The sequence below is a fragment of the Streptomyces sp. JHA26 genome (assembly GCF_002005565.1).
Lineage (GTDB): Bacteria > Actinomycetota > Actinomycetes > Streptomycetales > Streptomycetaceae > Streptomyces.
Genome location: NZ_BDJC01000017.1, coordinates 39,457 through 63,751, shown reverse-complemented (window position 1 = coordinate 63,751; position 24,295 = coordinate 39,457). Strand labels below are relative to the sequence as shown.

At 73.8% G+C, this 24,295-nt stretch carries 20 protein-coding genes; 5 read left to right on the top strand and 15 right to left on the bottom strand.

Translation table 11 applies throughout. The features are described 5' to 3' along the window. Positions 1-124: 124 nt before the first annotated feature. From JHAT_RS13440 to JHAT_RS13430, 3 genes are read right to left on the bottom strand one after another with little or no spacing between them, the layout of a single operon-like run. Positions 125-865 (bottom strand): GNAT family N-acetyltransferase, encoded by a 741-nt coding sequence (locus tag JHAT_RS13440; protein WP_077798365.1) that lies wholly within the window; start codon positions 863-865, stop codon positions 125-127. Between the two features lie 47 nt (positions 866-912). Continuing rightward, the gene (locus tag JHAT_RS13435) at positions 913-2,868 is read right to left on the bottom strand and encodes an IucA/IucC family protein (protein ID WP_375603563.1); all 1,956 of its coding nucleotides are present in this window, start codon (positions 2,866-2,868) and stop codon (positions 913-915) included. A 48-nt stretch (positions 2,869-2,916) separates the two neighbouring features. After that, entirely contained in the window at positions 2,917-4,377 is a 1,461-nt protein-coding gene (locus tag JHAT_RS13430) for an aminotransferase class III-fold pyridoxal phosphate-dependent enzyme (protein WP_375603562.1), read from the bottom strand. A 307-nt stretch (positions 4,378-4,684) separates the two neighbouring features. On the opposite strand from JHAT_RS13430, the gene JHAT_RS13425 reads away from it, so the two are divergent. Beyond that, positions 4,685-5,914, top strand: a complete 1,230-nt coding sequence (locus JHAT_RS13425; RefSeq protein ID WP_077798364.1) for a serine protease — start codon at positions 4,685-4,687, stop codon at positions 5,912-5,914. A 282-nt stretch (positions 5,915-6,196) separates the two neighbouring features. Here the strand turns inward: JHAT_RS13425 and hflX are convergent, their stop codons facing one another. The 6 genes from hflX to miaA all read right to left on the bottom strand — a co-directional run bounded on the left by hflX (position 6,197) and on the right by miaA (position 14,422). After that, positions 6,197-7,690: a GTPase HflX gene (hflX, locus tag JHAT_RS13420; RefSeq protein ID WP_077798363.1), complete on the bottom strand. Its 1,494-nt coding sequence runs from the start codon at positions 7,688-7,690 to the stop codon at positions 6,197-6,199. Positions 7,691-7,839: 149 nt separating this feature from the next. Next, on the bottom strand, positions 7,840-9,363 hold the full coding sequence (locus JHAT_RS13415; RefSeq protein WP_077798362.1) for a M1 family metallopeptidase: 1,524 nt from the start codon (positions 9,361-9,363) through the stop codon (positions 7,840-7,842). Between the two features lie 112 nt (positions 9,364-9,475). Then, positions 9,476-11,659 (bottom strand): bifunctional (p)ppGpp synthetase/guanosine-3',5'-bis(diphosphate) 3'-pyrophosphohydrolase, encoded by a 2,184-nt coding sequence (locus JHAT_RS13410; RefSeq protein WP_077798402.1) that lies wholly within the window; start codon positions 11,657-11,659, stop codon positions 9,476-9,478. Positions 11,660-11,875: 216 nt separating this feature from the next. After that, positions 11,876-12,745 carry a diaminopimelate epimerase gene (gene dapF / locus JHAT_RS13405; RefSeq protein WP_077798361.1) on the bottom strand — a complete coding sequence of 290 codons (870 nt, stop codon included), beginning with the start codon at positions 12,743-12,745 and terminating at the stop codon, positions 11,876-11,878. A gap of 129 nt (positions 12,746-12,874) precedes the next feature. Further along, the gene (locus tag JHAT_RS13400; protein WP_171990881.1) at positions 12,875-13,375 is read right to left on the bottom strand and encodes a hypothetical protein; all 501 of its coding nucleotides are present in this window, start codon (positions 13,373-13,375) and stop codon (positions 12,875-12,877) included. Positions 13,376-13,483: 108 nt separating this feature from the next. Then, on the bottom strand, positions 13,484-14,422 hold the full coding sequence (gene miaA / locus JHAT_RS13395; RefSeq protein WP_077798359.1) for a tRNA (adenosine(37)-N6)-dimethylallyltransferase MiaA: 939 nt from the start codon (positions 14,420-14,422) through the stop codon (positions 13,484-13,486). Between the two features lie 356 nt (positions 14,423-14,778). Between miaA and JHAT_RS13390 the strand changes: the two genes are divergently transcribed. Then, positions 14,779-15,102, top strand: a complete 324-nt coding sequence (locus tag JHAT_RS13390; RefSeq protein ID WP_077798358.1) for an antitoxin — start codon at positions 14,779-14,781, stop codon at positions 15,100-15,102. Between the two features lie 187 nt (positions 15,103-15,289). Here the strand turns inward: JHAT_RS13390 and JHAT_RS13385 are convergent, their stop codons facing one another. The 4 genes from JHAT_RS13385 to JHAT_RS13370 all read right to left on the bottom strand — a co-directional run bounded on the left by JHAT_RS13385 (position 15,290) and on the right by JHAT_RS13370 (position 19,408). Continuing rightward, on the bottom strand, positions 15,290-16,015 hold the full coding sequence (locus JHAT_RS13385) for a class III extradiol dioxygenase subunit B-like domain-containing protein (RefSeq protein ID WP_077798357.1): 726 nt from the start codon (positions 16,013-16,015) through the stop codon (positions 15,290-15,292). A gap of 50 nt (positions 16,016-16,065) precedes the next feature. After that, positions 16,066-17,583 carry a tRNA (N6-isopentenyl adenosine(37)-C2)-methylthiotransferase MiaB gene (gene miaB / locus JHAT_RS13380; RefSeq protein WP_077798356.1) on the bottom strand — a complete coding sequence of 506 codons (1,518 nt, stop codon included), beginning with the start codon at positions 17,581-17,583 and terminating at the stop codon, positions 16,066-16,068. 77 nt (positions 17,584-17,660) lie between these two features. Beyond that, the gene (locus JHAT_RS13375; RefSeq protein ID WP_077798355.1) at positions 17,661-18,320 is read right to left on the bottom strand and encodes a response regulator transcription factor; all 660 of its coding nucleotides are present in this window, start codon (positions 18,318-18,320) and stop codon (positions 17,661-17,663) included. Next, positions 18,320-19,408: a HAMP domain-containing sensor histidine kinase gene (locus JHAT_RS13370; RefSeq protein ID WP_253195485.1), complete on the bottom strand. Its 1,089-nt coding sequence runs from the start codon at positions 19,406-19,408 to the stop codon at positions 18,320-18,322. The genes JHAT_RS13375 and JHAT_RS13370 overlap by 1 nt, the downstream gene beginning before the upstream one ends. A gap of 209 nt (positions 19,409-19,617) precedes the next feature. On the opposite strand from JHAT_RS13370, the gene JHAT_RS13365 reads away from it, so the two are divergent. Then, complete coding sequence (locus JHAT_RS13365; protein WP_077798353.1) at positions 19,618-20,103, top strand: cation:proton antiporter regulatory subunit; 486 nt, start codon at positions 19,618-19,620, stop codon at positions 20,101-20,103. A 4-nt stretch (positions 20,104-20,107) separates the two neighbouring features. Continuing rightward, a complete protein-coding gene (locus JHAT_RS13360) occupies positions 20,108-21,334 on the top strand; it encodes a cation:proton antiporter (protein ID WP_077798352.1) in 1,227 nt (408 codons plus the stop codon). Positions 21,335-21,347: 13 nt separating this feature from the next. On the opposite strand, the gene JHAT_RS13355 is transcribed toward JHAT_RS13360, so the two are convergent. Next, positions 21,348-21,761 carry a MazG nucleotide pyrophosphohydrolase domain-containing protein gene (locus tag JHAT_RS13355; protein WP_077798351.1) on the bottom strand — a complete coding sequence of 138 codons (414 nt, stop codon included), beginning with the start codon at positions 21,759-21,761 and terminating at the stop codon, positions 21,348-21,350. 107 nt (positions 21,762-21,868) lie between these two features. Here JHAT_RS13355 and JHAT_RS13350 point away from each other — a divergent pair, with 107 nt between their 5' ends. Continuing rightward, positions 21,869-22,864 (top strand): TAXI family TRAP transporter solute-binding subunit, encoded by a 996-nt coding sequence (locus JHAT_RS13350; RefSeq protein WP_077798350.1) that lies wholly within the window; start codon positions 21,869-21,871, stop codon positions 22,862-22,864. A 10-nt stretch (positions 22,865-22,874) separates the two neighbouring features. On the opposite strand, the gene JHAT_RS13345 is transcribed toward JHAT_RS13350, so the two are convergent. Then, entirely contained in the window at positions 22,875-24,290 is a 1,416-nt protein-coding gene (locus tag JHAT_RS13345; protein ID WP_077798349.1) for a HAMP domain-containing sensor histidine kinase, read from the bottom strand. Between the last annotated feature and the right edge of the window lie 5 nt (positions 24,291-24,295).

Genomic DNA, 24,295 nt, shown 5'->3' with positions numbered 1-24,295 from the left:
CACCCTACGGCCCGGGACCGACAGACGGGTGAGGGTGGTGGGGAGCGGGGCCGGGAGAGGACGAGGGGACGGCGGGGACAAGGGTGGCCTCCTCGGCAGGCGGGACGGGTCGGGTCGGGCAGGCCTAGGACAGCTCTCGCGCGCACCGGTCCCGGACCATGAGGGCGGCTCGCTTGGCGGGCAGCTCGACCTCGGCGGCGAGCCGGAACCCGGCTTTCAGGAAGGCCGCGACGGACGGCGTGTTGCGCACGTCGGGTTCGGCGAGGACGCGGGTGCAGCCGGTCCGCCTGGCGAGGACCAGGTCGGCCACGGCCCTGATCAAGGTGGTGCCGAGGCCCCGTCCGCGGTCGGCGGCGTCGCCGATGAGGAGGTGGATGCCCGTGTCGTGCGGCCGGACGGGACAGTACCGGGCCAGCGGATCGAGGTCGGCCCGGTAGATCTCCCAGTAGCTCATCGGCGTCCCGTCCAGCAGGCCGAGGCACGGCACGCTGCGTCCGTCGCCGGCGAGCTGGGCCCGCAGGTGGTCCTCGGTCACGCTCTGCGGCCCGGTCAGCTCCCAGAAGGCGGCCACGGCGGGGTCGTTCATCCAGCGGCCGATGAGCGCGACGTCCCGATCGGCACGGACGGGCACCAGCCGGAACAGGCCCGCGGAGGTGGCGGTCGGGCCCCAGTCGGCGACGCGGTCGAGCAGGTCGTCGCCGGCGCCCGGGTCCGGACGGGAGCCGGCCGGCGGTTCCCGGAAGAGGGCGACGAACTCCTCGGGCAGATGCAGGTCGAGGGTGTCGTCCCCGTCCGTGTCCGTGCCGGACTCCGGGTCGGTGCCGAGGGCGGCGGGGGCGTCGGCGCCCGCGTCGGTGGAAGCCACGGTGTCGCTCCTTTCGGAAGGCGGGGTCGGGCGTGGTCGTCGGGTGCTCAGGAGTGCAGGGGGTTGGCGATCGTGACGTAGACGGACTGGGTGTCGACCGGACCGACGAGTTCGTCGAGGCCGTGCAGCCGAGTCAGCAGGTTGGCCTTGCAGCGCAGCACGGGCGAGTCGAGCAGGCGGGCGGGCAGCGGGCTGCGCAGCGGGGCCGGACCCGAGGCGAGCCGGCCGAGGAAGCGGCGGAAGGCGGCGAGCAGCAGCCGTTCGTCGGCGAGGTGCTGGGAGCCGAAGGCTCCGATGAGGCCGAACACGTTGTTGACGGCGAGGTAGTAGGCGAAGCGCTCGTCGGTGACCTCGTCGGGGACGAACGTGTCACTGCGGACGCCGACGCCGGGCAGCCGGGCGTCGAGTTCCGCCCGGCGGGACTCGCGGAAGTAGTAGCCCTGGTTGTCGCGGTAGCGGCCGCCGGCGGGCCAGCCGTCGGCGTCCAGCAGGAGCAGCGTGTTCTGCTGGTGGGCCTCCAGGGCGATGCCGGCCTCCGCGTCCAGCCACAGCACGGGGCGGACGACGTGTTCGAGGTACCGCAGGAACCACTCGGCGGCGACCGCACCGCGGGGGCGGCCGGTGCGCCGGGCGAGGCGGGTGACGGTCTCGCCGAGCCGGGAGCTCACGACGGGGGCGCTCCCGTCCGCGCCGTCGGCCGGCCGGGGCAGGCCGGGCGAGGCGAGCGCGGCGACGCAGGAGACGTCGTCGGAGGGGCGGAACGGGTTGTGCCGGATGACGGCGTCGAGCCCCCGCACGGGCGTGCCGTCCGGTCCGTCGACGGCGATCCAGGCCGGGTCGCGGACGATGTCGAAGTCCGGGTGCGCGGCCCGCCACCGCCGGGACAGGCCGACACGCAGCAGGCGGTGGACCTCGACGCCGCGGTGGAGTTCCTTGCGGAGGTTCTCCCGGCGGGAGTTGGTGATGTGCAGCGCCAGGGACAGCTTGAGCATGGCGGGGGCACCGCTTCGGTAGACGGTCCGCAGGGAGGACGTGGGGTACCAGGGATCGCCGTGCGGGCCGAGGTCCCGCAGCAGTCCGGCGTCCAGCAGGTCCCGGGTCTCGGGCCGCCGGCGGGCCTCGCGGAACTGCCAGGGGTGCAGGGGCAGGGCCGCGTGGCCGTCCGGCAGTGCCGGGCCCGTTCCGGCGAGGCGTGCGGTGAGCCGGGACGCGGCGACCGGACGTCCGCGTTCGGTCCAGGCCGAGTCGGTGGCGAGCACGGAGGGCGCGACGGCCAGCCAGTGCAGCGGGAAGGAACCGCGCAGTTCGGGTGAGTACGGCAGGACCTCGGTGTCGGTGAGCCCTTCGCGGCTCTTCGGGGCGGGATGGAAGGGGTGGCCGAGGAGGAGGGCCTGTTCGGCGGCGAGGAAGAGGTCGGGGCCGTCGCCGGGGCGGTCGCGGCGGTCGCGGAGGAAGAGGGCGGTACGGCGGGCGGAGTCGGCCACGCGCGCGACGAGCTCGGTGCCGTGGGCGCCCGCGTCCCCGGCCGCCTCCCTCGCGAGGAGCGCGGCGACCGTCACCGCGTCCGCCGGTGGTGCGGACACGGGGGCGCCGGCCAGGCGTGCGGGGCCGAAGCGGTGCCGTCCGGTCGGGGACCAGTAGAGGACGGGGACGACCAGGGCCGTGCCGCTGGCGGGCAGCGGCACGCGCAGGAGGCCGTCGGCCGGCGCCGGAAGGCCGGCCTCGCGGGTCCAGCAGCGCAGCAGGTTCTCCACGGTGGCGGCCTGTGCGGTGCGGTGCGGGCCGGGATCGTCCCGGCCCGGGTCGTCCGGGCCCTGACCATCCGGTCTCGGGCGCTCCGGGGCCGAGCAATCCGGGGCCCGGCGATCCGGGACCGGGCGATCCGGGGCCGGACGGTGGGGGACGGAGCGAACCGGACGGTTCGGGTCCGCGGGGCCCTGGGGCCCGGGGACGGAGGAGGTAGCGGTGGCGGTGGCGGATTCGGGCGCGGGGGTGATGGGCAACGCGGGTCCTCGATGACGTGCTGTGCGGGGCGGCGGGGGCGGCGGGCATCAGCGCGGGGCGCCCGGCCCGCAGGACGGGGCACGGCCGGTACCGGGTGGCGGTGCCGCCGCCACCGCCTGCACCGCGTCGGTCAGTCGGTCCAGTACCGCCGTCGCCTGTTCCTCGGTGATGGTCAGCGGCGGAGCGAGTCGTACGACGTTCTCGGACGGGCCCGCGCGGTCCACGATGAGCCCGCGTCGCAGGCACTCCCGCTGGACGGCGGCGGCCGTCTGCGGGGCCGCGGGGCCCCGCACGGTGGTGTCGGCGGCGGTGTGCCCGCCGTCCGCCGCCACCAGCTCGATCCCGATCATCAGTCCCCGTCCGCGCACGTCACCGACGCAGGGGAACTCCTCGGCCAGGTCCCGCAGTCGGGCCAGCATGCGGGCGCCCACGGAGCGGGCGTGTTCGGCGAGCCGGTGTGTGCGGATGTGGGCGAGGGTCGCCGTGCCCGCGGCCAGGGCGAGTTGGTTGCCGCGGAAGGCACCGGCACCCGCGTCCTCCCCGTGCAGGTCGTCGCGGTGGACGAGCGCGGCCAGCGGCAGGCTGCCGCCGACGGCCCTGGACAGGACGAGCACGTCCGGGGTGATCCCGCTGTGTTCCACGGCCCAGAAGGCTCCGGTCCGTCCGGCTCCCGTCTCGGTCTCGTCGGCGATCAGCGGCACGGACCGTTCGGCCGTGATCCGCCGGACGCACCGCAACCAGGCGTCGGGGGCGGGGACCACCCCGCCCTCGCCGTCCACCGGTCGGACGAGCAGCCCGGCGGGCAGCGCCTGCTCCGGCCGGTGGCCGCCGAGTACGGACGCGGCCCGCGGGGCGGCGGGCCCGGCCCCGTGTTCCCCGCCGGATCCGGGGGCGCGGCGGTGGTCCCGCGGGTACGGCAGGCGTACGAACCGCGCGCCGGTGGTGTCGCCCGGTGCCGCGAACTCCTCGGCCCGCGTGCCGTGGTGGGTGTCGGCGAAGGTGATCACCCGGTCCCGTCCGGTGGCGGCGCGGACGAGTCCGACGGCGGCGGCGGTCGCGTCCGTGCCGGCCGGTCCGCAGAACCGCACGCGCGCGTGGTCGGCCAGTCCGGACGGCAGGGTGTGCAGCAGCTCGGTGACGAAGGCGTCCTCCGCCGGGGTGGTGAGGTCCATGACCTGGAGCGGGGCTCCGGAGTCGAGCACCTTGCGGATGGCCTCCAGCACGACGGGGTGGTTGTGTCCCAGTGCCAGCGTCCCGGCGCCGGAGACGCAGTCCAGGTAACGCCGGCCGTCCGCGCCCTCGATGGTGAGGCCCCGGGCCCGGACCGGCACGATCGGCAGGGCGCGCGCGTAGGTGCGGGCCGCGGACTCACGCGCCGGCTGCCGCTTCGGTGCGCCCTGGGGCACGGCGCGCGCCCGGGGGGCCGCCCCGCCCGCCGGGCTCCGGCCGGCGGACCGCCCGGCGCTCCCGGCCTCGAACGCCCGCTCCCCGCACACGGTTTCCGCCACGGTTCCCTGTCCTCCCGCTGTCCACAGGCGCGTCGCGTGCCGCCCTCGTCGCCGCCCTCGGCATGGGGACCGCGTCCGGACAGCAGGCCCCCCACCGCTACCAACCCCCGGCCGTTCACCGGGTTACGGGTTGCTCCAAGATCCTTGCCGTGACGCAACCGTTGCCGTTCCGTCGGAACTCCCCCACAGCGACCGCATAGTGTGTGGTGCCGTTCCAGGACGCCGTGCGGACCGCGCGGGCCCGACCCGGGTCCGGCGGCAAGCACGGCCGCAGCACCACTCGTTCACAGCTGGGGGAGTCAACACCATGCGATCCATACGGCCGTCGTTCACCACGCGCGGGCACAGGAACGGGCGGCGCAGGACCTCCCCCGTACCGGCCGCCGTGGCACTCGTCTCGGCACTCGTCCTCACCGCCACCGCCTGCGAGTCGGGCGACGCCGAGGCGGGGGGCGACGCGTCGGCCTCCGCGTCCACGGCGGACGGCGGCAACGGTGAGATCAGGATCCCGGACCGCATCAAGGACAAGCTCAAGGAACACGGGATCGACATCGACGAGTGGAAGAACGGCGCCTGGAAGAACTGGGACAAGGACGACTGGCTGCGCGAGGCGCAGGACTACGTCAACCCGATCATCGAGGACCTCTGGGACCCGGACCGCATGCGGGACGCCGAGGAGCCCGGCAAGGAGGTCGACGACAGCGACCTCTCCGGTGACCAGGGCGTCACCGACCCGGAGCCGCAGCCGGTCCAGGCCGAGGCCGTAGCGCCGTCGTACCACGAGAACGCCGCCACGGCCGGCAAGGTGTTCTTCGACTCCCCCGAGGGCACCATGGTCTGTTCGGCGACGGTCGTGCAGGACCCGGCGCACCCCGGCAAGTCGAACATGGTGTGGACGGCGGGCCACTGCGTGCACGCGGGCAAGAAGGGCGGCTGGTACCGCAACATCGCCTTCGTGCCGTCGTACAACGACTCCGGCAGGTCGACCGCCGAGCTGGAGAACGCGACGAAGGAGGAGGTCGCTCCGTTCGGCGTGTGGTGGGGTGACTGGGCGCAGACCTCGGACCAGTGGATCGAGCAGGGCGGTGCGACGGGCGGTGACGGCGCCTCGTACGACTTCGCGGTCATCCACGTGACGCCGGAGAAGGGCGGTGACGGCAAGTCGCTGGAGGAGACGGTCGGTTCGGCGTTGCCGGTGGACTTCAAGGCGCCCGCCGTGCCGCAGGTCGAGAGCATCACCGCGACCGGTTACCCGGCCGCGCCGCCGTACGATGGCCAGAAGCTGTTCCAGTGCGCGGACAAGCCGGGCCGGCTGTCGCTGAGCGCCTCGGACCCGACGATGTACCGCATCGGCTGCACCATGACCGGCGGTTCGTCCGGCGGCGGCTGGGTCGCGGCGGGCTCCGACGGCAAGCCGGCGCTCGTGTCCAACACCTCGATCGGCCCGGTGACGGCCGGCTGGCTGGCCGGTCCGCGCCTCGGCGAGGAGGCCGAGGGCGTGTACGAGGCGGTCAGCGGCAAGTTCGCCGGTCAGTGACCGGGCGCTGAGCACACGGGGCGACGGGGTGCGCCGGGCGGACGCCGGCACCCCGCCGCGCCTTCCACGAGGTTCGTCCGACGGACCAGTGGCTCGGTGAGGCCGAGGACTCCGTCAACCCGGTGACGGAGGGCCCGTGGAAGCCGGGCCGGACGAGGTCCGCGAAGGAGGCCGAGGCGATGCACCAGGACATGAGCAGGACCTACGGCGGTCGGTGATCCGCACGGGCCGAGGGCCCGCCCCCTGCGTCGGCAGGGGGCGGGCCCTCGGTCGTCATGCTCCTCAGGCGAGCGGCGCCGGAGCGAACGGCGTGAGTTCCGCCGCCAGCTCCTCGTGCACCCGGACCTTGATCAGGGTGCCCTCCGGAGTGTGCTCCTCGGAGATCACCTCGCCCTCGTCGTGGGCGCGGGCCACCAGCTTGCCGTGGGTGTACGGCACGAGCGCCTCGATCTCGACCGAGGGACGCGGCAGCTCGTTGTCGATCAGCGCGAGCAGCTCGTCGATGTTGCGGCCGGTGCGGGCAGAGACCGCGATGGACCGCTTCTCGACGCGCATCAGCCGCTGGAGCGTCAGCGGGTCGGCCAGGTCGGCCTTGTTGATCACGACGATCTCGGGCACGTCGGTGGCGCCGACGTCCCTGATCACCTCGCGCACGGCGGCCAGCTGCTCCTCCGGGGCCGGGTGCGAACCGTCCACCACGTGCAGGATCAGGTCGGAGTCGCCGACCTCCTCCATCGTGGAGCGGAACGCCTCGACCAGGTGGTGCGGCAGGTGCCGGACGAAGCCGACGGTGTCCGCCAGGGTGTACAGGCGGCCGCTCGGGGTCTCGGCGCGGCGCACGGTCGGGTCGAGGGTGGCGAACAGGGCGTTCTCCACCAGCACGCCCGCGCCGGTGAGGCGGTTGAGCAGCGAGGACTTGCCGGCGTTGGTGTAGCCCGCGATGGCCACGGACGGCACCTTGTTGCGCCGGCGCTCCTGGCGCTTGATCTCGCGGCCGGTCTTCATCTCCGCGATCTCCCGGCGCATCTTCGCCATCTTCTCGCGGATCCGGCGCCGGTCCGTCTCGATCTTGGTCTCACCAGGGCCGCGGGTGGCGAGGCCGCCGCCCTTGCCGCCACCCATCTGCCGGGACAGCGACTGACCCCAGCCGCGCAGCCGCGGCAGCATGTACTGCATCTGGGCGAGCGCGACCTGCGCCTTGCCCTCCCGGGACTTCGCGTGCTGGGCGAAGATGTCCAGGATCAGGGCGGTGCGGTCGATGACCTTGACCTTGACGACGTCCTCGAGGTGGATCAGCTGGCCCGGGCTGAGCTCACCGTCGCAGATGACGGTGTCGGCGCCCGTCTCGAGGACGACGTCGCGCAGCTCCTGGGCCTTGCCGGAGCCGATGTAGGTGGCCGCGTCGGGCTTGTCGCGGCGCTGGATCACGCCGTCGAGCACGAGCGCGCCGGCGGTCTCCGCGAGGGCGGCGAGCTCCGCGAGGGAGTTCTCCGCGTCCTGCACGGTGCCCGTGGTCCAGACGCCGACGAGGACGACCCGCTCCAGACGGAGCTGGCGGTACTCGACCTCGGTGACGTCCTCGAGCTCGGTGGACAGGCCCGCCACCCGGCGCAGAGCCGCGCGGTCGGAGCGGTCGAACTGCTCGCCGTCCCACTCCGAGTCGATCTCGTGGCTCCAGGCGACGTCCTCTTCCATCAGGGCATCGGCCCGGAGGCCCTCGGGGTAGGTCTGCGCGAGACGCTTGGTGTCCTGGGAGGGGGAAGAAGAGGAGGTCATTGGATCCTTACGTAGTCGGGAGAGGTGTCGCGCGGCACTGATACCCGCGACACCGGACACAACGCGCGGGCCGCCGGAGACATTCCCGTGCCCGTGCCGCGCCGTCCCGATGATGGTCGCACGGCACGGGTCGTCTCGTCACCGGCTTATTACCCGCGGGCCTTGCCGGGGTCGGCCATCGGGGCTTTGTCGGCCTCCGTCGGCTTCCAGTCCGGGTGGCCGGGCATCGGCGGGGTCTTCGCCCCGTACAGCCAGCCCTGGAAGAAGTCGCCCAGGTCACGGCCCGCGACCTGGGAGGCGAGCCGGACGAAGTCCGCGGTCGTCGCCGTGCGGTCCCGGTACCGGGCGGTCCATTCCCGTTCGAGGCGGTCGAAGGCCGGGGCGCCGATCTCCTGGCGCAGGGCGTAGAGCACGAGCGCTGCCCCGTCGTAGACGTTGGCCCGGAAGATGCCGATCTTGTCGCCCTTCTCCGGCGGCCTGGGCGCGGCCGGGGGCCCGCCCGCCGTGCGCCAGCGGTCGGACGCGCCGTAGGCGGCCTTCATCCTCGCCTCCATGGGCCTGTCCGCCTTCTCCTCGGCGTACAGGGCCTCGTACCAGGTGGCGTGGCCCTCGTTGAGCCAGAGGTCGGACCAGGAGTGCGGGCCGACGCTGTCGCCGAACCACTGGTGGGACAGTTCGTGCACCATGATCGACTCTACGTACCACCGGGGGTAGGCGGGGTCGTCGAACAGCTCCCGCTCGAAGAGGGACAGCGTCTGCGTCTCGAGTTCGAAGCCGGTGGTGGCGTCGGCCATGAGCACGCCGTAGGTCTCGAAGGGGTAGGGCCCGACCTTGCTCTCCATCCAGGCGATCTGGCCGGGGGTCTTCTTCAGCCACGGTTCGAGTGCCGCGCGGTGCTTCGTCGGCACGACGTCGCGTACGGGCAGTCCGTGCGGGCCGGTGCGGTGCAGCACGGTGGAGCGGCCGATGGAGACCTGGGCCAGCTCGGTCGCCATGGGGTGTGCGGTCCGGTACGTCCAGGTGGCCGACCCGCCGGCCCGGTCCACGGCCGTCGGCAGTCCGTTCGCGACCACGGTGAGCCCGTCGGGGGCGGTGACCCGGATGGTGAAGCGCGCTTTGTCGGAGGGGTGGTCGTTGCAGGGGAACACCAGGTGGGCGACGTCGGCCTGGTTGGCCATGGCCAGCCCGTCGGCGGTGCGCACCCAGCCGCCCGGCCGGTCCTCGGGAGACACGGGGTCGCTGCTGTGCCGCACGGTGATCCGCGTCCGCTCGCCCTCGTCGAGCGGCTCCACGGGCGTGACCACGAGGTCCTCGCCGGCCGTGGTGAAGTCGGCGGGCTCGCCGTCGACCTCGACCGACGCGACCTTCCCGTGGGCGAAGTCGAGGTTGATCCGGTCCAGATCCGCCGTCGTGCGGGCGTCGATGGTGGTGGCGGCCTGCAGCGGCTTGCCGTTGTTCCCGGAGTAGGTGAAGGACAGGTCGTACGCGGTCACGTCGTACCCGGGATTGCCCAGGTAGGGGAAGAGCCGGTCGCCGACGCCCAGCGGGGTCGGCGGTGCGCTCGCGGCGACCAGGCATACGGAGACGGCCGAGGCGAGCAGCGCCGCGGCCCTGAGCCGGCGGCGGGTTCGCGTGCGGGGGCGGGAAGCCGGGGGGTGGGGGGTGTGCAGCATCCCCCACGGCTATCAGCGCGCGCGTGCGCCGCGGTGACGGCGCGCGCCCGGAGCACCCGAACGGGTAACGCCCTGCCCGGTCCGCTCCCGGCGGGCCCGGCGCCGCTCCGGCTCAGGCGCTCGCCGGCTGCGGCTGTGCCCTGCTCACGTCGTAGACGCCGGCCACGTCGCGCATCGCGCGCATGAGGGCGGGCAGCCTGGCCGCGTCGGGCAGCAGCACGGTGTAGGTGTGACGGACCCGCTGCCGGTCGGGGGGTTCGACGGTCGCCGAGACGATCTCGGCGCCTTCGAGGGCCATGGCCTCGGTGAGGTCGGCCAGGAGGTGCGGACGACCGAACGATTCGGCGAGCAGCGTGACCCGGCACCCGGTGGACTCGCCCCAGCGCACCCCGATCTCCGGACGCCCCCCGCTCTTCATGCGCGTCACCACGGCGCACTCCGCGCGGTGCACGGTCACCACTCCCCCGCGCACGGCGAAACCGGTGATCTCGTCGGGCGGTACGGGGGTGCAGCAGCGGGCCAGCCGCACGGTCGCGCCGGGCCGGTCGACGAGCACGTCGGCGGGCGCGGGGCGGGTCGCCGGTCCGGCGGCGGCCGGGCGCGGGGCGGGGGCGTCCGCGCCCGGTGCCGGCTCGGCGGGCCGCTCGTAACTCGCGTCCTCGGTGCCGGCGGGCGCCGATGCCGGACGGGCCGCGAGCCGGCGCTGGATGGCGATCCGGGCGGTGGGCGTGCGGGCGTGCTCCAGCCACTCCCGGGAGGGCTCGGACGCGGGGTCCTGCCCCATCAGGAGCTGCACGGTGTCGCCGTCCCGGAGCACCGTGCTCATCGTCGCCAGGCGGCCGTTGACGTAGGCGCCCATGGCCGCGTGCGCGTCCTCGCCGTACTGGGCGTACGCGGCGTCCACGCAGGTCGCGCCCTCGGGCAGGCCGAGGGTGCCGCCGTCGGGACGGAAGACGGTGATCTCCCGGTCCTGGGCGAGGTCCTCGCGCAGGGTGGACCAGAAGGTGTCGGGGTCGGGAGCGCCCCGCTGCCAGTCGAGCAGCCGGGAGAGCCAGCCGGGCCGGGTGGGGTCGACGCGCTCGCCGTCGCCCGTGCCCTGCTCCTCCGCCGGAGTGGCGTAGGGGTTGCCGAGCGCGACGACTCCGGCCTCGGCGACCTTGTGCATCTGATGGGTGCGGATGAGGACCTCGACGACCTGTCCGTCCTGCGCGCGGGCCACGGCGGTGTGCAGCGACTGGTACAGGTTGAACTTGGGTACGGCGATGAAGTCCTTGAACTCCGAGACGACGGGCGCCATGCAGGTGTGCAGTTCACCGAGGACGGCGTAGCAGTCGGCGTCCTCCTGGACGAGGACCAGCAGGCGGCCGAAGTCGACGCCGGAGAGGGGGCCGCGCTTGCGGGAGACGCGGTGCACGGAGACGAAGTGCCGGGGGCGGATGAGCACCTCGGCGGTGATGTCGGCCTCGCGGAGCACCTTGCGCACCTCGTCGGCGACGGCGGCGAGCGGGTCGTCGGCGCGTGCCGCGTTCTCGGCGATCAGCTCGCGCGTGCGCGCGTGCTCCTCGGGGTGCAGCACCGCGAAGACGAGGTCCTCCAGCTCGGACTTGAGCGCCTGGACGCCGAGCCGCTCGGCGAGCGGGATGAGGACGTCCCGCGTGACCTTGGCGATGCGCTCCTGTTTCTCCCGGCGCATGACGCCGAGGGTGCGCATGTTGTGGAGCCGGTCGGCGAGTTTGATCGACATCACGCGGACGTCGTTGCCGGTGGCGACGAGCATCTTGCGGAAGGTCTCGGGCTCGGCGGCGGCGCCGTAGTCGACCTTCTCCAGTTTGGTGACGCCGTCGACGAGGTAGCGGACCTCGGCGCCGAACTCCTCGCCGACCTGGTCCAGCGTCACGTCGGTGTCCTCGACGGTGTCGTGGAGGAGCGAGGCGGTCAGGGTCGTCGTCTCCGCGCCGAGTTCGGCGAGGATCAGGGTCACGGCGAGCGGGTGGGTGATGTACGGCTCGCCGCTCTTGCGCATCTGGCCGCGGTGGGAGGACTCGGCCAGCAGGTAGGCGCGGCGCAGGGGGTCGAGGTCGGCGTCGGGATGGTGGGCCCGGTGGGCCTCGACGACGTGGCCGATCGCGTCGGGCAGCCGGTCGCGCGCGGTGGTGCCGAGGAGCGCGGCACGGCCCAGACGGCGCAGGTCGATCCGGGGGCGTGCCTTCCTGCGCTGCGCCGCCGGGCCGGCGGCGCCGGCGGTCGGTGGCGTCACGGGGCCTGGGCTCGCGGGATTCACGGCCTCCGCATTCATGGGCACCTCCGGCTGCACGGACCGGCGGACGGGGCGCCCCAGGGCGGACACGGCTCAGGGGATGGCATCGATCCCCCGTCCGGGCCGGTGCTTGATGCTATCGAGCCCATCACGTACGGCTGACCGCCTCTCGCCGAGCGTGAAACGGATCACCCATTCGAGCGAAGGCCCGGGGGTTTACGTTTTCGCACTGAGTGTCATGGTCCGGGCTGTGGTTCAGGTCAGGACCTCCTCCAGCCAGGTCGCGTCGATCTCGCCCTCGGCCACGATCACCGCGGGGCCGGTCATCTCGATCCCGCCGTCGGGCCGCTCGGTGATCACCAGGGTGCCGCCGGGCACGTCGACGGTGTACGTCACCGGGGTGCCGGTGACCGCCGGGTCGGCGCCGTCCCTGCGGGCGGCGGCGACGGCGACGGCGCACGCGCCGGTGCCGCACGACCGGGTCTCCCCGGAGCCGCGCTCGTGCACGCGCATCGCCACGTGACGGGGTCCGCGGTCGACGACGAACTCGACGTTCACCCCGTCCGGGTAGGCCGAGGCCGGCCGGTGGGACGGCGGGTCGTACAGGTCGCCCGCGTGCTCCAGGTCGGCGACGAAGGCCACGGCGTGCGGGTTGCCCATGTTCACGTTCCGCGCGGGCCAGCTGCGCCCGCCGACGCTCACCTCGACGTCGCCCTCGGGCAGCAGCGCCCGGCCCATGCCCACCGTGACGTCTCCGTCCTTGGACAGGTGGACCCGCTTCACGCCCCCGCGGGTGGCGACGGCGAGGTCGCCCGCGGTGACGTGGCCGGCGTGCTGGAGGTAGCGCGCGAAGACCCGCACGCCGTTGCCGCACATCTCGGCGACGGAGCCGTCACCGTTGCGGTAGTCCATGAACCACTCGGCCTCGGCCGCCATGTCCTCGGCATCGGGGTGCGCCGCGGACCGCACCACGTGCAGCAGTCCGTCGCCGCCGATGCCCGCGCGGCGGTCGCACAGGGCGGCGACGGCGGCGGGCGGCAGGTCGACGGCGTTCTCGGGGTCCGGGACGATCACGAAGTCGTTCTCGGTGCCGTGACCCTTGAGGAAGGCGATCCGCGTGCTCATTCCTCGATCGTACGGCTTACCCGTGACACGGCGACGAGCGCTCCGGTCCTCGGGACGACAGGGCCCCGCCCGGGGGCGTCCGGCGGCACCGGCGCAGGTCCGCGCCGCGGCCCCGCGGGGTCCGCGGCGTCAGCCGCGCAGGCGGGCCACCCGCCACACGGCCAGGACGACGACGGCGGCGACGGCGAGGACGTACGCGAGGACCACCCGCCAGTCGGCACGGCGTCCCGAACCGCGCTGCGGCAGGCCCGGCCAGGTGTGGCCGACCCGGCGGGCGGCCATCATGCCCCAGCCGGCCGCGCAGGAGCAGATCAGCAGGCCCAGCATCGCGATCACGGCGCCGCTGTCACCGAAGTCGAAGGCGAGCGGGAAGGCGAACATCAGGGAGCCGAGCGAGGCCAGGCACACGATGGGCGCGAGCTGCCAGATCCGCAGCCGTCGCTGCGGACGCAGCTCCACCTCGACCTCGTCCCCGTACATCTCGCCGGGCTCGGGGCCGTCGGCGGCCACACCGCCCGGCGTCTCGTCGGGGCCGTCGGGGCTCAGGCCGGCTCCGTCCGGCTCCGTCCCGCCGTGGTCGGCGGTGCCGTGCTCGGTGCTCGGTGCGGTGTCACGAGGGCCGGCCTCCATCGCCACGCGCCCTCCCCACTTAGGACTCACTCGGTCGATCGAAGCTCGATGATGGCACGGTGCCGGAGGCCGCGATGACGGCCGGGGCGTCCCGATGCCATCACGTGATCAGGCTGTAACCGGTCGTTCGACCAACGACAGCGCAAGCCGCGGAAGTTCCGTGCGGTCCGCCACAGCCCCACTCAACCAGTGCACCCGCGGATCGCGCCTGAACCACGAATCCTGACGGCGCGCGAAGCGCTTGGTGGCACGGACGGTCTCGGCCCGCGCCTCCTCCAGCGTGCACTCTCCGGCGAGCGCCGCGAGCACCTGCTGGTAGCCCAGCGCGCGCGACGCCGTACGCCCCTCGCGCAACCCCTGCGCCTCCAGCGCCCGCACCTCGTCCACCAGCCCGGCCTCCCACATCCGGTCGACCCGGCGGGCGATGCGCTCGTCCAGTTCGGGACGGGCCACGTCGACGCCGATCTGCACGGTGTCGTAGACCGAGTCGTGGCCGGGGAGGTTGGCGGTGAACGGCTTGCCGGTGATCTCGATCACTTCCAGGGCCCGCACGATCCGGCGTCCGTTGCTCGGCAGGATCGCCCGTGCGGCACCGGGGTCGGCGGCGGCCAGCCGTGCGTGCAGCGCCCCCGAGCCGCGGAGCGCGAGCTCCTCCTCCAGCCGGGCCCTGACCTCGGGGTCGGTGCCGGGGAAGTCCAGGTTGTCGACGGCACCGCGGACGTACAGTCCCGAGCCGCCGACCAGGATCGGCCAGCGTCCCTCGGCGAGCAGCGCGTCGATCCGCTCCCGGGCGAGGCGCTGGTACTCGGCGACCGAGGCCGTGACGGTCACGTCCCAGACGTCGAGCAGGTGGTGCGGGACACCGCTGCGCTCCTCGGACGTCAGCTTGGCGGTGCCGATGTCCATGCCCCGGTAGAGCTGCATGGAGTCGGCGTTGACGACCTCGCCTCCGAGCCGCTGGGCCAGGAAGACGCCCAGATCGGACTTTCCGGCCGCGGTGGGACCGACGACGGCGATGACGCGGGGGGCGGGGGGTGCGCTGCTCACCGCCCCAGTGTCCCAAACCCCGCACCCTGCCCTCGAACGAGTTGCACGGCGGTACGAACGGGGCTCGTCGCCCGTCGCGGGGGCTCGCCCCCCGGCCCACCGGGGCGCCGGCCGCGAGCGTGCGAGGGACCGCACCGGATGCCGCGTGATGTCACCCGCGCGAGTACCGTATGGAGGTGATATAGGCGTTCTGTACGGTTTTTTCGGAGGGTGAGGCCCACGGAGGAGGCGCCGGCCGCCGGGCCGCCGGCTCCGGGAGCGCCGGGGTCCCCGGGCGGCGGTCCGCGGGCGACGCCGTCGACGACGAGGCCGGCAGGGGCGCCCGCATCCGACCGCTCCCCGAGGGAGGGCGAACCATGGGTCTGCTGGACAACGTGAAGGCCAGGCTGGGACCGGCGAAGGACAAGGTGTCCGACCTCGCGCAGCAGCACGGGGACAAGATCGACCGCGGTCTCGACAAGGTGGCGAGGACCGTCGACGAGAGGACCAAGGGCAAGTACAGCGACCGGATCCGGACGGGTACGGGCAAGGCCAAGGGCGCCGTGGACCGCCTCGCCCACAAGGACCACGTCGAGGGCACCCCGGGCACCCCGCCCGGAGGCACGCCGCCCGGGGGGACGCCGCCCGGGGGCACGCCTCCGGGCGGGCCACCACCGGCGGGACCACCGCCGACCTCCTGATCCGCCCGCGCGCCCCGGCGCGAACGGGCGGACCGCCGGGACGCCGACGGGCACACCGGCGGGCGGCCGTGGAGCGGACCGGCTCCGCGGCCGCCCGCCGTCCCGTTCCCGGTACACGCGGCGTCCCGTTCCCGGCGCACGCGGCGTGCCGCCGCCGGTCCGCCCGGTCCGGTCCGCCGCCGGCGCCCTACGACCAGGCGGCCGCCACGTAGCCCACCCCGTACGGCGCGTCCTCGTACAGCAGCGCACCGGTGAGGGCCGTGCCCCCGGCCGCGCCCGCCAGGACCTGCCAGGGGGCCCGCCCGGACACCTTCAGCTCACGGGCCAGTCCGGGGTCCAGTGCCGCGAGGGCGGCCACGTCCGCCGCCCCCAGGGCACGTCCGGCCTCCGCGTCGAAGGGCGCCGCCCGCTCGTCCAGGTACCCGGGGGCCTTGAGCGTGCGGCACGCGCTGGCGTCGCCCAGCACCAGCAGCGCCACCCGCGGTGCCCGCGCGGCGACGTCCCGGCCGAGGGCGGCGCACCGCTCGGGCGGGAGGTGCTCGCCGACACCGAGCCCCTCGACGGGGGCGACGGCCCACCCGGTCCGCCACAGCAGCCAGGCGCCCACGGCGAGGCCGTACGGCAGCTCGGTCCCGGGCTGCGGTTCCCCGCCAGGGGCCTCGTCCGTGCCGAGGCACACGTCGAGCTCCACGCCGAAGCCGCGGAACGAACCGCGCGTGCCCGCCGGGTAGGCCCGGGGCCCGGTGTCCGGTGCGGGGCCGACGACCACGAGCCGGTCGGGCCGGGCGGCGGCGAGCACGCCCAGCGCGTCCGTGCACGCGGCGCGCGCGGCGTCCAGCTCGGGTGCGGCACCCGCGGCGACCTCCGGCACGAGGAGCGGCGGGCAGGGGCAGACTGCGGCGGCGACAAGCATGATCGGCAGCGTAACCCCGCGCGCCCGCGGGGAGGCGCCGCGCCCTGCGGTCAGTCGCAGCCGCAGCCGCTCGCCACGGCGGGCTGGGGCTCGGGCACGCCGATCTTCGGCAGGCCCAGCATGACGCCGGCGGGCTTGGCCCGCTCGGCGGCGTTGCGCTTCTCCCAGGCGTCGCCCGCGCGCGTACGGCGCACGTCGAGCACCGCGCCCTCGGCGAGGAGGTGGTGCGGGGCGGCGTAGGTGATCTCGACGGTCACCACGTCGCCGGGGCGGACCTCCTGCTCGGGCTTGGTGAAGTGCACGAGGCGGTTGTCGGGGGCGCGGCCGGAGAGGCGGTGGGTGGTGCCGTCCTTGCGGCCCTCGCCCTCGGCGACCATCAGCTCGACGGTGCGGCCGACCTGCTTCTTGTTCTCCTCCCAGGAGATCTCCTCCTGGAGGGCGACGAGCCGCTCGTACCGCTCCTGCACGACGGTCTTGGGGATCTGGCCGTCCATCTCGGCGGCCGGGGTGCCGGGCCGCTTGGAGTACTGGAAGGTGAAGGCCTGGGCGAACCGGGCCTCGCGCACCACGTGCAGCGTCTGCTGGAAGTCCTCCTCGGTCTCGCCGGGGAAGCCCACGATGATGTCGGTGGTGATCGCCGCGTGCGGGATGGCGGCCCGCACCTTCTCGATGATCCCCAGGAAGCGCTCCTGCCGGTAGGAGCGGCGCATCGCCTTCAGGACCGGGTCCGAGCCGGACTGCAGCGGCATGTGCAGCTGCGGCATCACGTTCGGCGTCTCGGCCATGGCGGCGATGACGTCGTCGGTGAAGTCGCGCGGGTGGGGGGAGGTGAAGCGGACGCGCTCCAGGCCCTCGATGTTCCCGCAGGCGCGCAGCAGCTTGCTGAAGGCCTCGCGGTCGCCGATGTCGGAGCCGTAGGCGTTCACGTTCTGCCCGAGCAGGGTGATCTCGGAGACGCCCTCGGCGACCAGGGCCTCGACCTCGGCGAGGATGTCGCCGGGGCGACGGTCCTTCTCCTTGCCGCGCAGCGCCGGGACGATACAGAAGGTGCAGGTGTTGTTGCAGCCGACGGAGATGGAGACCCACGCCGCGTACGCGCTCTCGCGCCGGGTGGGCAGCGTGGACGGGAACGCCTCCAGGGACTCGGCGATCTCGACCTGCGCCTCCTCCTGCACGCGGGCGCGCTCCAGCAGGACGGGCAGCTTGCCGATGTTGTGGGTGCCGAAGACGACGTCGACCCAGGGGGCGCGCTTGACGATGGTGTCGCGGTCCTTCTGCGCCAGGCAGCCGCCGACCGCGATCTGCATCCCGGGCCGGCTCGCCTTCTTCGGGGCGAGGTGGCCGAGGTTGCCGTACAGCTTGTTGTCGGCGTTCTCCCGCACGGCGCAGGTGTTGAAGACGACGACGTCCGCGTCGCCGTCGGAACCCTCGGGGGCGCGGACGTAGCCCGCGTCCTCCAGCAGCCCGGACAATCGCTCGGAGTCGTGGACGTTCATCTGGCACCCGTAGGTGCGTACTTCGTAGGTGCGCGTGCCGCCCGCTGACTGGCTCCGGTCGATGCTGCTCATGGCACTAAGGGTAGGCGGTCCGCGGCGGTGTCCCGGGCCGCCTGTGGACAACCGGGGTCTCGGCGGGCCGGGGCCGGTCAGGGCTCGATGAGGCCCGCGCGGATCGCGTACCGGGTGAGTTCCAGCCGGTCGCGGACGCCCAGCTTCTGCAGGAGGTTGGCGCGGTGGCGTTCGACGGTCTTGGCGCTGATGAACAGCAGCTCGCCGATCTCCTTGGAGGTGTGGCCCTCGGCGACGAGCTTGAGGATCTCCTCCTCGCGTTCGGTGATGGGCCGCTCGGGCAGGCCGCCGCCCCTGTGCAGGCGGTCCAGGTAGGAGCGGACGAGGGCCCGCTCCGCGCCCGGGTAGATGAACGGCTCGTCGCGCACGGCCGCCCGGCACGCCTCCACCAGGTCGCGGTCGGCGACGGACTTGAGGACGTATCCGCAGGCCCCGGCCTTGAGGGCCTCGAAGAAGTACTGCTCGTTGTCGTACATGGTCAGGATGAGGATGCGCAGCCGTGGCAGGCGGCGGGAGAGTTCACGGGCCGCCTGGAGACCGGTCATGCGGGGCATGGCGACGTCCAGGACGGCGAGGTCGACCTCGGTGGCCCGGGCCGCGGCGACGGCCTCGGCGCCGTCCCCGGCCTCGGCGACGACCGTCAGGTCCGGTTCGCCGTCCAGGATGAGGCGCACTCCGCGGCGGACGAGGGTGTGGTCGTCGGCGAGCAGGACGCGGATCGGGGGCCGTGCGGGCATCAGGTGCGGTCTCCGGTGCGGTCTGTGACGGGGGGAGCGGTCGGGTCCGTGATCCGGCCTGCGGCGGGGGGAGCGGTCGGTCCCGTGATCCGGTCCGCGGTCGATTCGGCGGCTCGGGCCGTGGCCGGGTCCGCGGCGGCGTCCCCGTACCGGGTCGGGGCGGGGACGCGCAGGCGTACGCCGGTGCCCCGGCCGGGGGCGGTTTCGAGGTGGATCTCGGCTCCGATCAGCAGGGCCCGTTCGCGCATCCCGCGGATCCCGGCGCCCTCGGGGGTGTCGCCGAGGCCGGTGCCGTTGTCGCGGACGAGCAGTTCGACGCCGCCGGGCAGGGGGCGCAGGGTGAGGTCGGCGCGGTCGGCGGCGGCGTGACGGGCGGTGTTGGTCAGGCCCTCCTGGGCGACCCGGTAGATCACCAGTTCCGCCTCCGGGGAGAGCCGGGGCAGGTCGCCGGGAACGTGGGGGGTGACGGTGAGCCCGTGCTGCGTGAACTCGGCGGCCAGTGCGCGCAGGGCGCTGGCGAGGCCGAGCTCCTCCAGGACGCCCGGGCGCAGCCGGCGCGCGATGCGGCGGATCTCGTCCAGACCGGCGCGGGTGGCCTCCTGGGCGAGGGACACCTCCTCGCGCAGCTCACCGGGCACCCGGTCGGCGACGCGTTTGAGCTGGAGCAGGACGGCGGTGAGCGTCTGGCCGACCTCGTCGTGCAGCTCGCGGGCGATGCGGTGGCGCTCGCGTTCCTGGGCGTGCAGCGCGCGGCCGGCGCCGGCGGCGCGCTCGGCCTGAAGCCGGTCGAGCATCGTGTTGTACGTCGCGATCAGCTCGGCGGCCTCGGCGGGGCCGGCGACCTCCGGGCGGGTGCCGGGCACCAGCAGATCGGCGGTGCTCATGGCGCGGCCCAGCCGCTGCAGCGGGGTGAGTCCTATGCGCAGGACGACCGCGTTGCCGGCCAGCAGGGCGGTGAGGCCGACCAACAGGACGAGCGCCTCGTGCGGCAGGACGGGCGTCGAGACGGTGACCGGTCCCAGCAGCAGCGCGGTGGCCACGACCAGGCCCGCGGCGTTGAGCGAGAAGATCCGCCAGAACAGCGACACGGTCCGCTTCCCGCCCCTTTCGGCCCTCGTCCGCCACACGGCCGGGACCAGCCTCACCGACCACGACCGGCTCCGTATATCCGTCATGACACCCATACCGCCACCGTACGTGCGGGTGACAGCATGACGGGGCCGCGAGCACGTCACGGACGTGCGGAAACGCGCAGCCGGACAAGCAATGCATGCAGGACGAAAGAGGGGAAGACCTGATGTCCGCTCCACGCCTGAGGGCGACGCCGCTACCGGGCATCGGGGTCCAGTACGACCTGGTGACCCGGGAACACCGCCACCTGTCGGTGGTGGCGCACCGTGACGGCGCCCGCACGGTGAACGTGTACCGGGCCGACGATCCCGATTCCTGCGCCCATTCGCTCCGGCTCACCGGGCAGGAGGCCGACGCGCTGATCGACACGTTGAAGCCGGCCCACCACAGCGCGAGCCTGCTGTACACGACCGACCTGGGGCTGGTCGCCGAGCGGATCGAGGTGTCCGCGACGTCCCGCTGGAACGGGCGGGTGCTGGGCGAGACGCGGATGCGCACCGACACGGGCGCGTCGGTCGTGGCGGTGCTGCGCCGGGCCGAGGCGATCCCGTCGCCTGCACCGGACTTCCGGCTGTCCGGCGGTGACATCCTGATCGTCATCGGCACCCGTGAGGGCGTCGACTCCGCCGCGGCGATACTCGGGCGGGAGTGAGCCTGTGCACTCCGCGGTTCTGCTGATCGAGTTCGGTTCCATCATCCTGGGGCTCGGGCTGCTCGGCCGGTTCGCCGGCCGCTACCGCCTCTCCCCCATCCCCTTGTACCTGCTGGCCGGCCTGGCCTTCGGCGAGGGCGGACTGCTGCCGCTGGGCGCGAGCGAGGAGTTCGTCGCGACGGGCGCCGAGATCGGCGTCATCCTGCTGCTGCTGATGCTCGGCCTGGAGTACACGGCCGGTGACCTGGTCACCAACCTGAAGTCGCACTATCCCGCCGGTCTGGTCGACTGCGCGTTCAACGCGGTACCGGGTGCGGTGGCCGCGCTGCTGCTGGGCTGGGGCCCGGTGGCCGCCGTCGTCCTGGCCGGCGTCACCTGGATCTCGTCGTCCGGTGTCATCGCGAAGGTCCTCGGCGACCTGGGCCGGGTCGGCAACCGGGAGACCCCGGTCATCCTGAGCGTGCTGGTCCTGGAGGACCTGGCGATGGCGGTGTACCTGCCGATCGTCACCGCGCTGGTGGCCGGTGCCGGGCTGATGACCGGCAGCATCACGCTGGCGGTCGCGCTGGCCGCCGCCGGGCTGGTCCTGTTCGTGGCGGTCCGCTACGGCCGACTGATCTCCCGGTTCGTCTCCAGCGACGACCCGGAGAAGCTGCTGCTGGTGGTGCTCGGCCTGACCATCCTGGTCGCGGGCGTCGCCCAGCAGCTCCAGGTGTCGGCCGCGGTCGGGGCGTTCCTGGTGGGCATCGCGCTGTCCGGGGAGGTCGCGGAGGGTGCGCACACGCTGCTGAGTCCGCTGCGGGACCTGTTCGCCGCGGTCTTCTTCGTCTTCTTCGGCCTGCACACCGACCCGGCCAGCATCCCTCCGGTGCTGCTGCCCGCGCTGGCGCTGGCCCTGCTCACCGCCGTGACGAAGATCGCCACCGGGTACTGGGCGGCGCGGCGCGCCGGGATCTCCGTCAAGGGCCGCTGGCGCACGGGCGGTGCGTTGGTGGCGCGCGGCGAGTTCTCCATCGTCATCGCCGGACTGGCGGTGTCGGCCGGCATCGAACCGTCCCTGGGTCCGCTGGCCACGGCCTACGTGCTCATCCTGGTCGTCCTCGGCCCCCTCACCGCCCGCTTCACCGAGCCGCTGGCGCTGCGCCTGTTCCGTCGCCGCGCCAACCCGGACCGACCCGCGGACGTGCCCGACGAGGCGCCTCGGTCCGCGGAGGCGTCGGTGGGCGACTGAACCGGGCCGGGGGTCAGGCGTCCGGCGCCCCGGGCTCCCACCCCTGCCGGCGCAGGACGCCCGCCACGTCCGGGGCCTCGTAGTGGTCGCCCTTGAGCACCTTGCCGTCGGCTCTGCGGCTCACCCGGCCGTCGGGGCCCAGCTTGGTCATGTTGGAGCGGTGGACCTCGGCGATCACCGCGTCGAGGTCGATGCCGTGGACGAGGGCCGTGCCGTAGGCGACGTAGACCACGTCGGCCAGTTCGTGCGCGAGCCGGTCGAGCGGACCGGTCACCGACACCTCGGCGACCTCCGCGGCCTCCTCGGCGAGCAGTGCGCCCCGCTGGGCGGCCAGGGCGGGCGCGACCTCGGTCGGGGTGCTGCGGGCGTCCAGTCCGAAGGCCAGGTGGAAGGCGCGGACCAGGTCGGCGGGCGAGGAGCTGCTCATGCCGACGACTGTAGCGAGCGCCACTGACACCGCCCGTGCGCCCGCGCGGCCCCGCCGGGTGTGCCCGGCCCTGGTCAGCGCCGGGGCGGGCTGGCAGGATCGCACGCATGTCCTCGATGTTCTCCCGTGCCGGCGGGCGCCGTGCCCTCATCGGCGCGGGCGCCGGTGTCGTCGTCCTGGGGCTGCTGCTGTGGTGGCTGCTGCCCCTGGGCGAGAGGCCGCCGAGCGGGACGATCACGTTCAGCACGGGCACGCGCGCCGGGGTCTACCAGAAGTACGGCGAGCTGCTGCGCACCGAGCTGCGCAAGGACATGCCGGGCCTGAAGGTGCGGCTGATGACCAGCGCGGGATCGCAGGAGAACGTCGAGCGGGTGGCGTCCGGGGAGGCCGACTTCACCATCGCCGCGGCCGACGCGGTGGAGACGTACAAGATCGCCGACCGTACCGGCGCCGGCCGGCTGCGCGGTGTCACCCGGCTCTACGACGACTACGTGCAGCTCGTCGTCCCGACCGACTCGGACATCCGGTCCGTCGCCGACCTGCGGGGCAAGCGGGTGGCCGTCGGGCTGCCGAACTCCGGCGTGCGGCTGATCGCCACCCGGCTGCTGCGGGCCGCCGGCATCGATCCGGAGCGTGACATCACGCCCCGGTCCGACGGCATCGACACCGGGCCCGGACGGCTGGGCCACGAGATCGACGCGTTCTTCTGGTCGGGCGGTCTGCCGACGGACGGCCTCAAGGAGATAGCCGAGACCGCCGCCTTCCGGTTCGTGCCGATAGGGGAGGACCTCGTCACCAAGCTGCACGAGTCCGGCGGCGCGACCCGCTACTACCGCACCACCAACATCCCGGAGTCGGCGTACCCCGCCGTCCAGAACGGTGCCGTGGTGCCGACGATGGCGGTGTCCAACCTGCTGATCACGCGCGCGGACATGGATCCGCGGCTCACCGAATGGCTGACCAGGGCGGTCCTGGACAGCCGCGACGGCATCGGGGCGCACGTGCACTCCGCCCAGCTGGTGGACCTGCGGACGGCGATCTACACCGATCCGCTGGAGCTGCACGAGGGCGCCCGGCGGTACTACCGGTCGGTGAAGCCCTAGCAGTGCTTCGTCAGGCCCCTTTGCGGGCTGCCGTTCTCGGCACCGTGACCGTCACGGTCAGTCCGTGCGGTTCGTGGTGGCCGAAGGAGATCGTGCCGTCGCCCGCCGCGAGCAGGGCCCGGCAGATGGACAGGCCGAGGCCCGAACCCTTGATGTTCTGGTGCCGTCCGCTGCGCCAGAAGCGGTCGCCGACCCGGGAGAGCTCCTCGTCGGTCAGGCCGGGCCCGTTGTCGGTGACGACGACGGTGACGGCGTCGCCGGTGGAGGAGACCGTGACGCGGACCCCCTCGCCGGGCGGCGTGAACTTCACCGCGTTGTCGATGACCGCGTCCAGGGCGCTGGAGAGTGCCACCGGGTCGGCCCAGCCCGTGGTCGGCGGGCAGTCACCGTCCAGCCGTACGCCCTTGGCCTCGGCGGTCGGTGTCCAGGCGGCCAGCCGCTCGGCGGCCAGCGCGCCGACGTCGGTGACCTCGAGGTCGGCCCCGGTGTGCTCGGCCAGCGCCAGGCCGAGCAGGTCGTCCAGGACCCGGGCGAGGCGCTTGCCCTCGGCCTGGACGGAGGCGATCTCCTCGTTGCCCTCGGGTAGTTCGAGCGCGAGCAGTTCGATGCGCAGCAGCAGCGCGGACAGGGGGTTGCGCAGCTGGTGCGAGGCGTCGGCGACGAAGGCGCGCTGCTGCTCCAGCACGTCCTCGACGTGGTCCGCCATCTCGTTGAACGACCGGGCCAGGCGCCTGAGTTCCGGTGGCCCTCCGGACGGCGCCACCCGGGACTTCAGCCGCCCGGTGGCGATGTCGTGGGTGGTGGCGTCGAGGACCCGTACCGGCTTGAGCACCCAGCCGGTCAGCCGGAGCGCGGCGCCCACGGCGAGCAGCATGGCGGCGATCTCGCCGGCTCCGATGACGAGCCAGCCGCGCAGGGTCCGGGAACGCATCGCGTCGGTCGGCGAGTCGGTGACGACGACCGCGACGACGTCTCCGTCCCGGATGACCGGCGAGGCGACCACGAGCCGGCCGTCCTCCCACGGCCACACCTGTTGCGGATCGTGGCTGCGGCGGCTGAGCAACGCCTCGCCGAAGGCGTCGCGCACCTCGCCGGTCCGCGGGAGGAACCAGGTCGTCGGCGCGTTGGCCATGGGGATCTGGTTGCGGTAGAAGACACCCGCCCGGATGTCGTAGACCTCGTGGTAGCTGGTGAGTTCGGTCTGCAGGGTCTCCAGGCGCTCGTCCGTCGTGGTCGGGCGGGAGCCGCCCGGCGGGGACTCGGTGACGAACTGGGCGAGCGCGGCGAAGCGCGCCGTGTCGTCGATGCGGTCGACGACGACCCGCTGCTGTTCCGCGCGGGCGACGCTGACGGCGAGCGGCACACCGAGGGCGAGCAGCACGGCCGCCATCAGGACGATGAGCAGCGGGAGCAGGCGTGTGCGCACCCGGC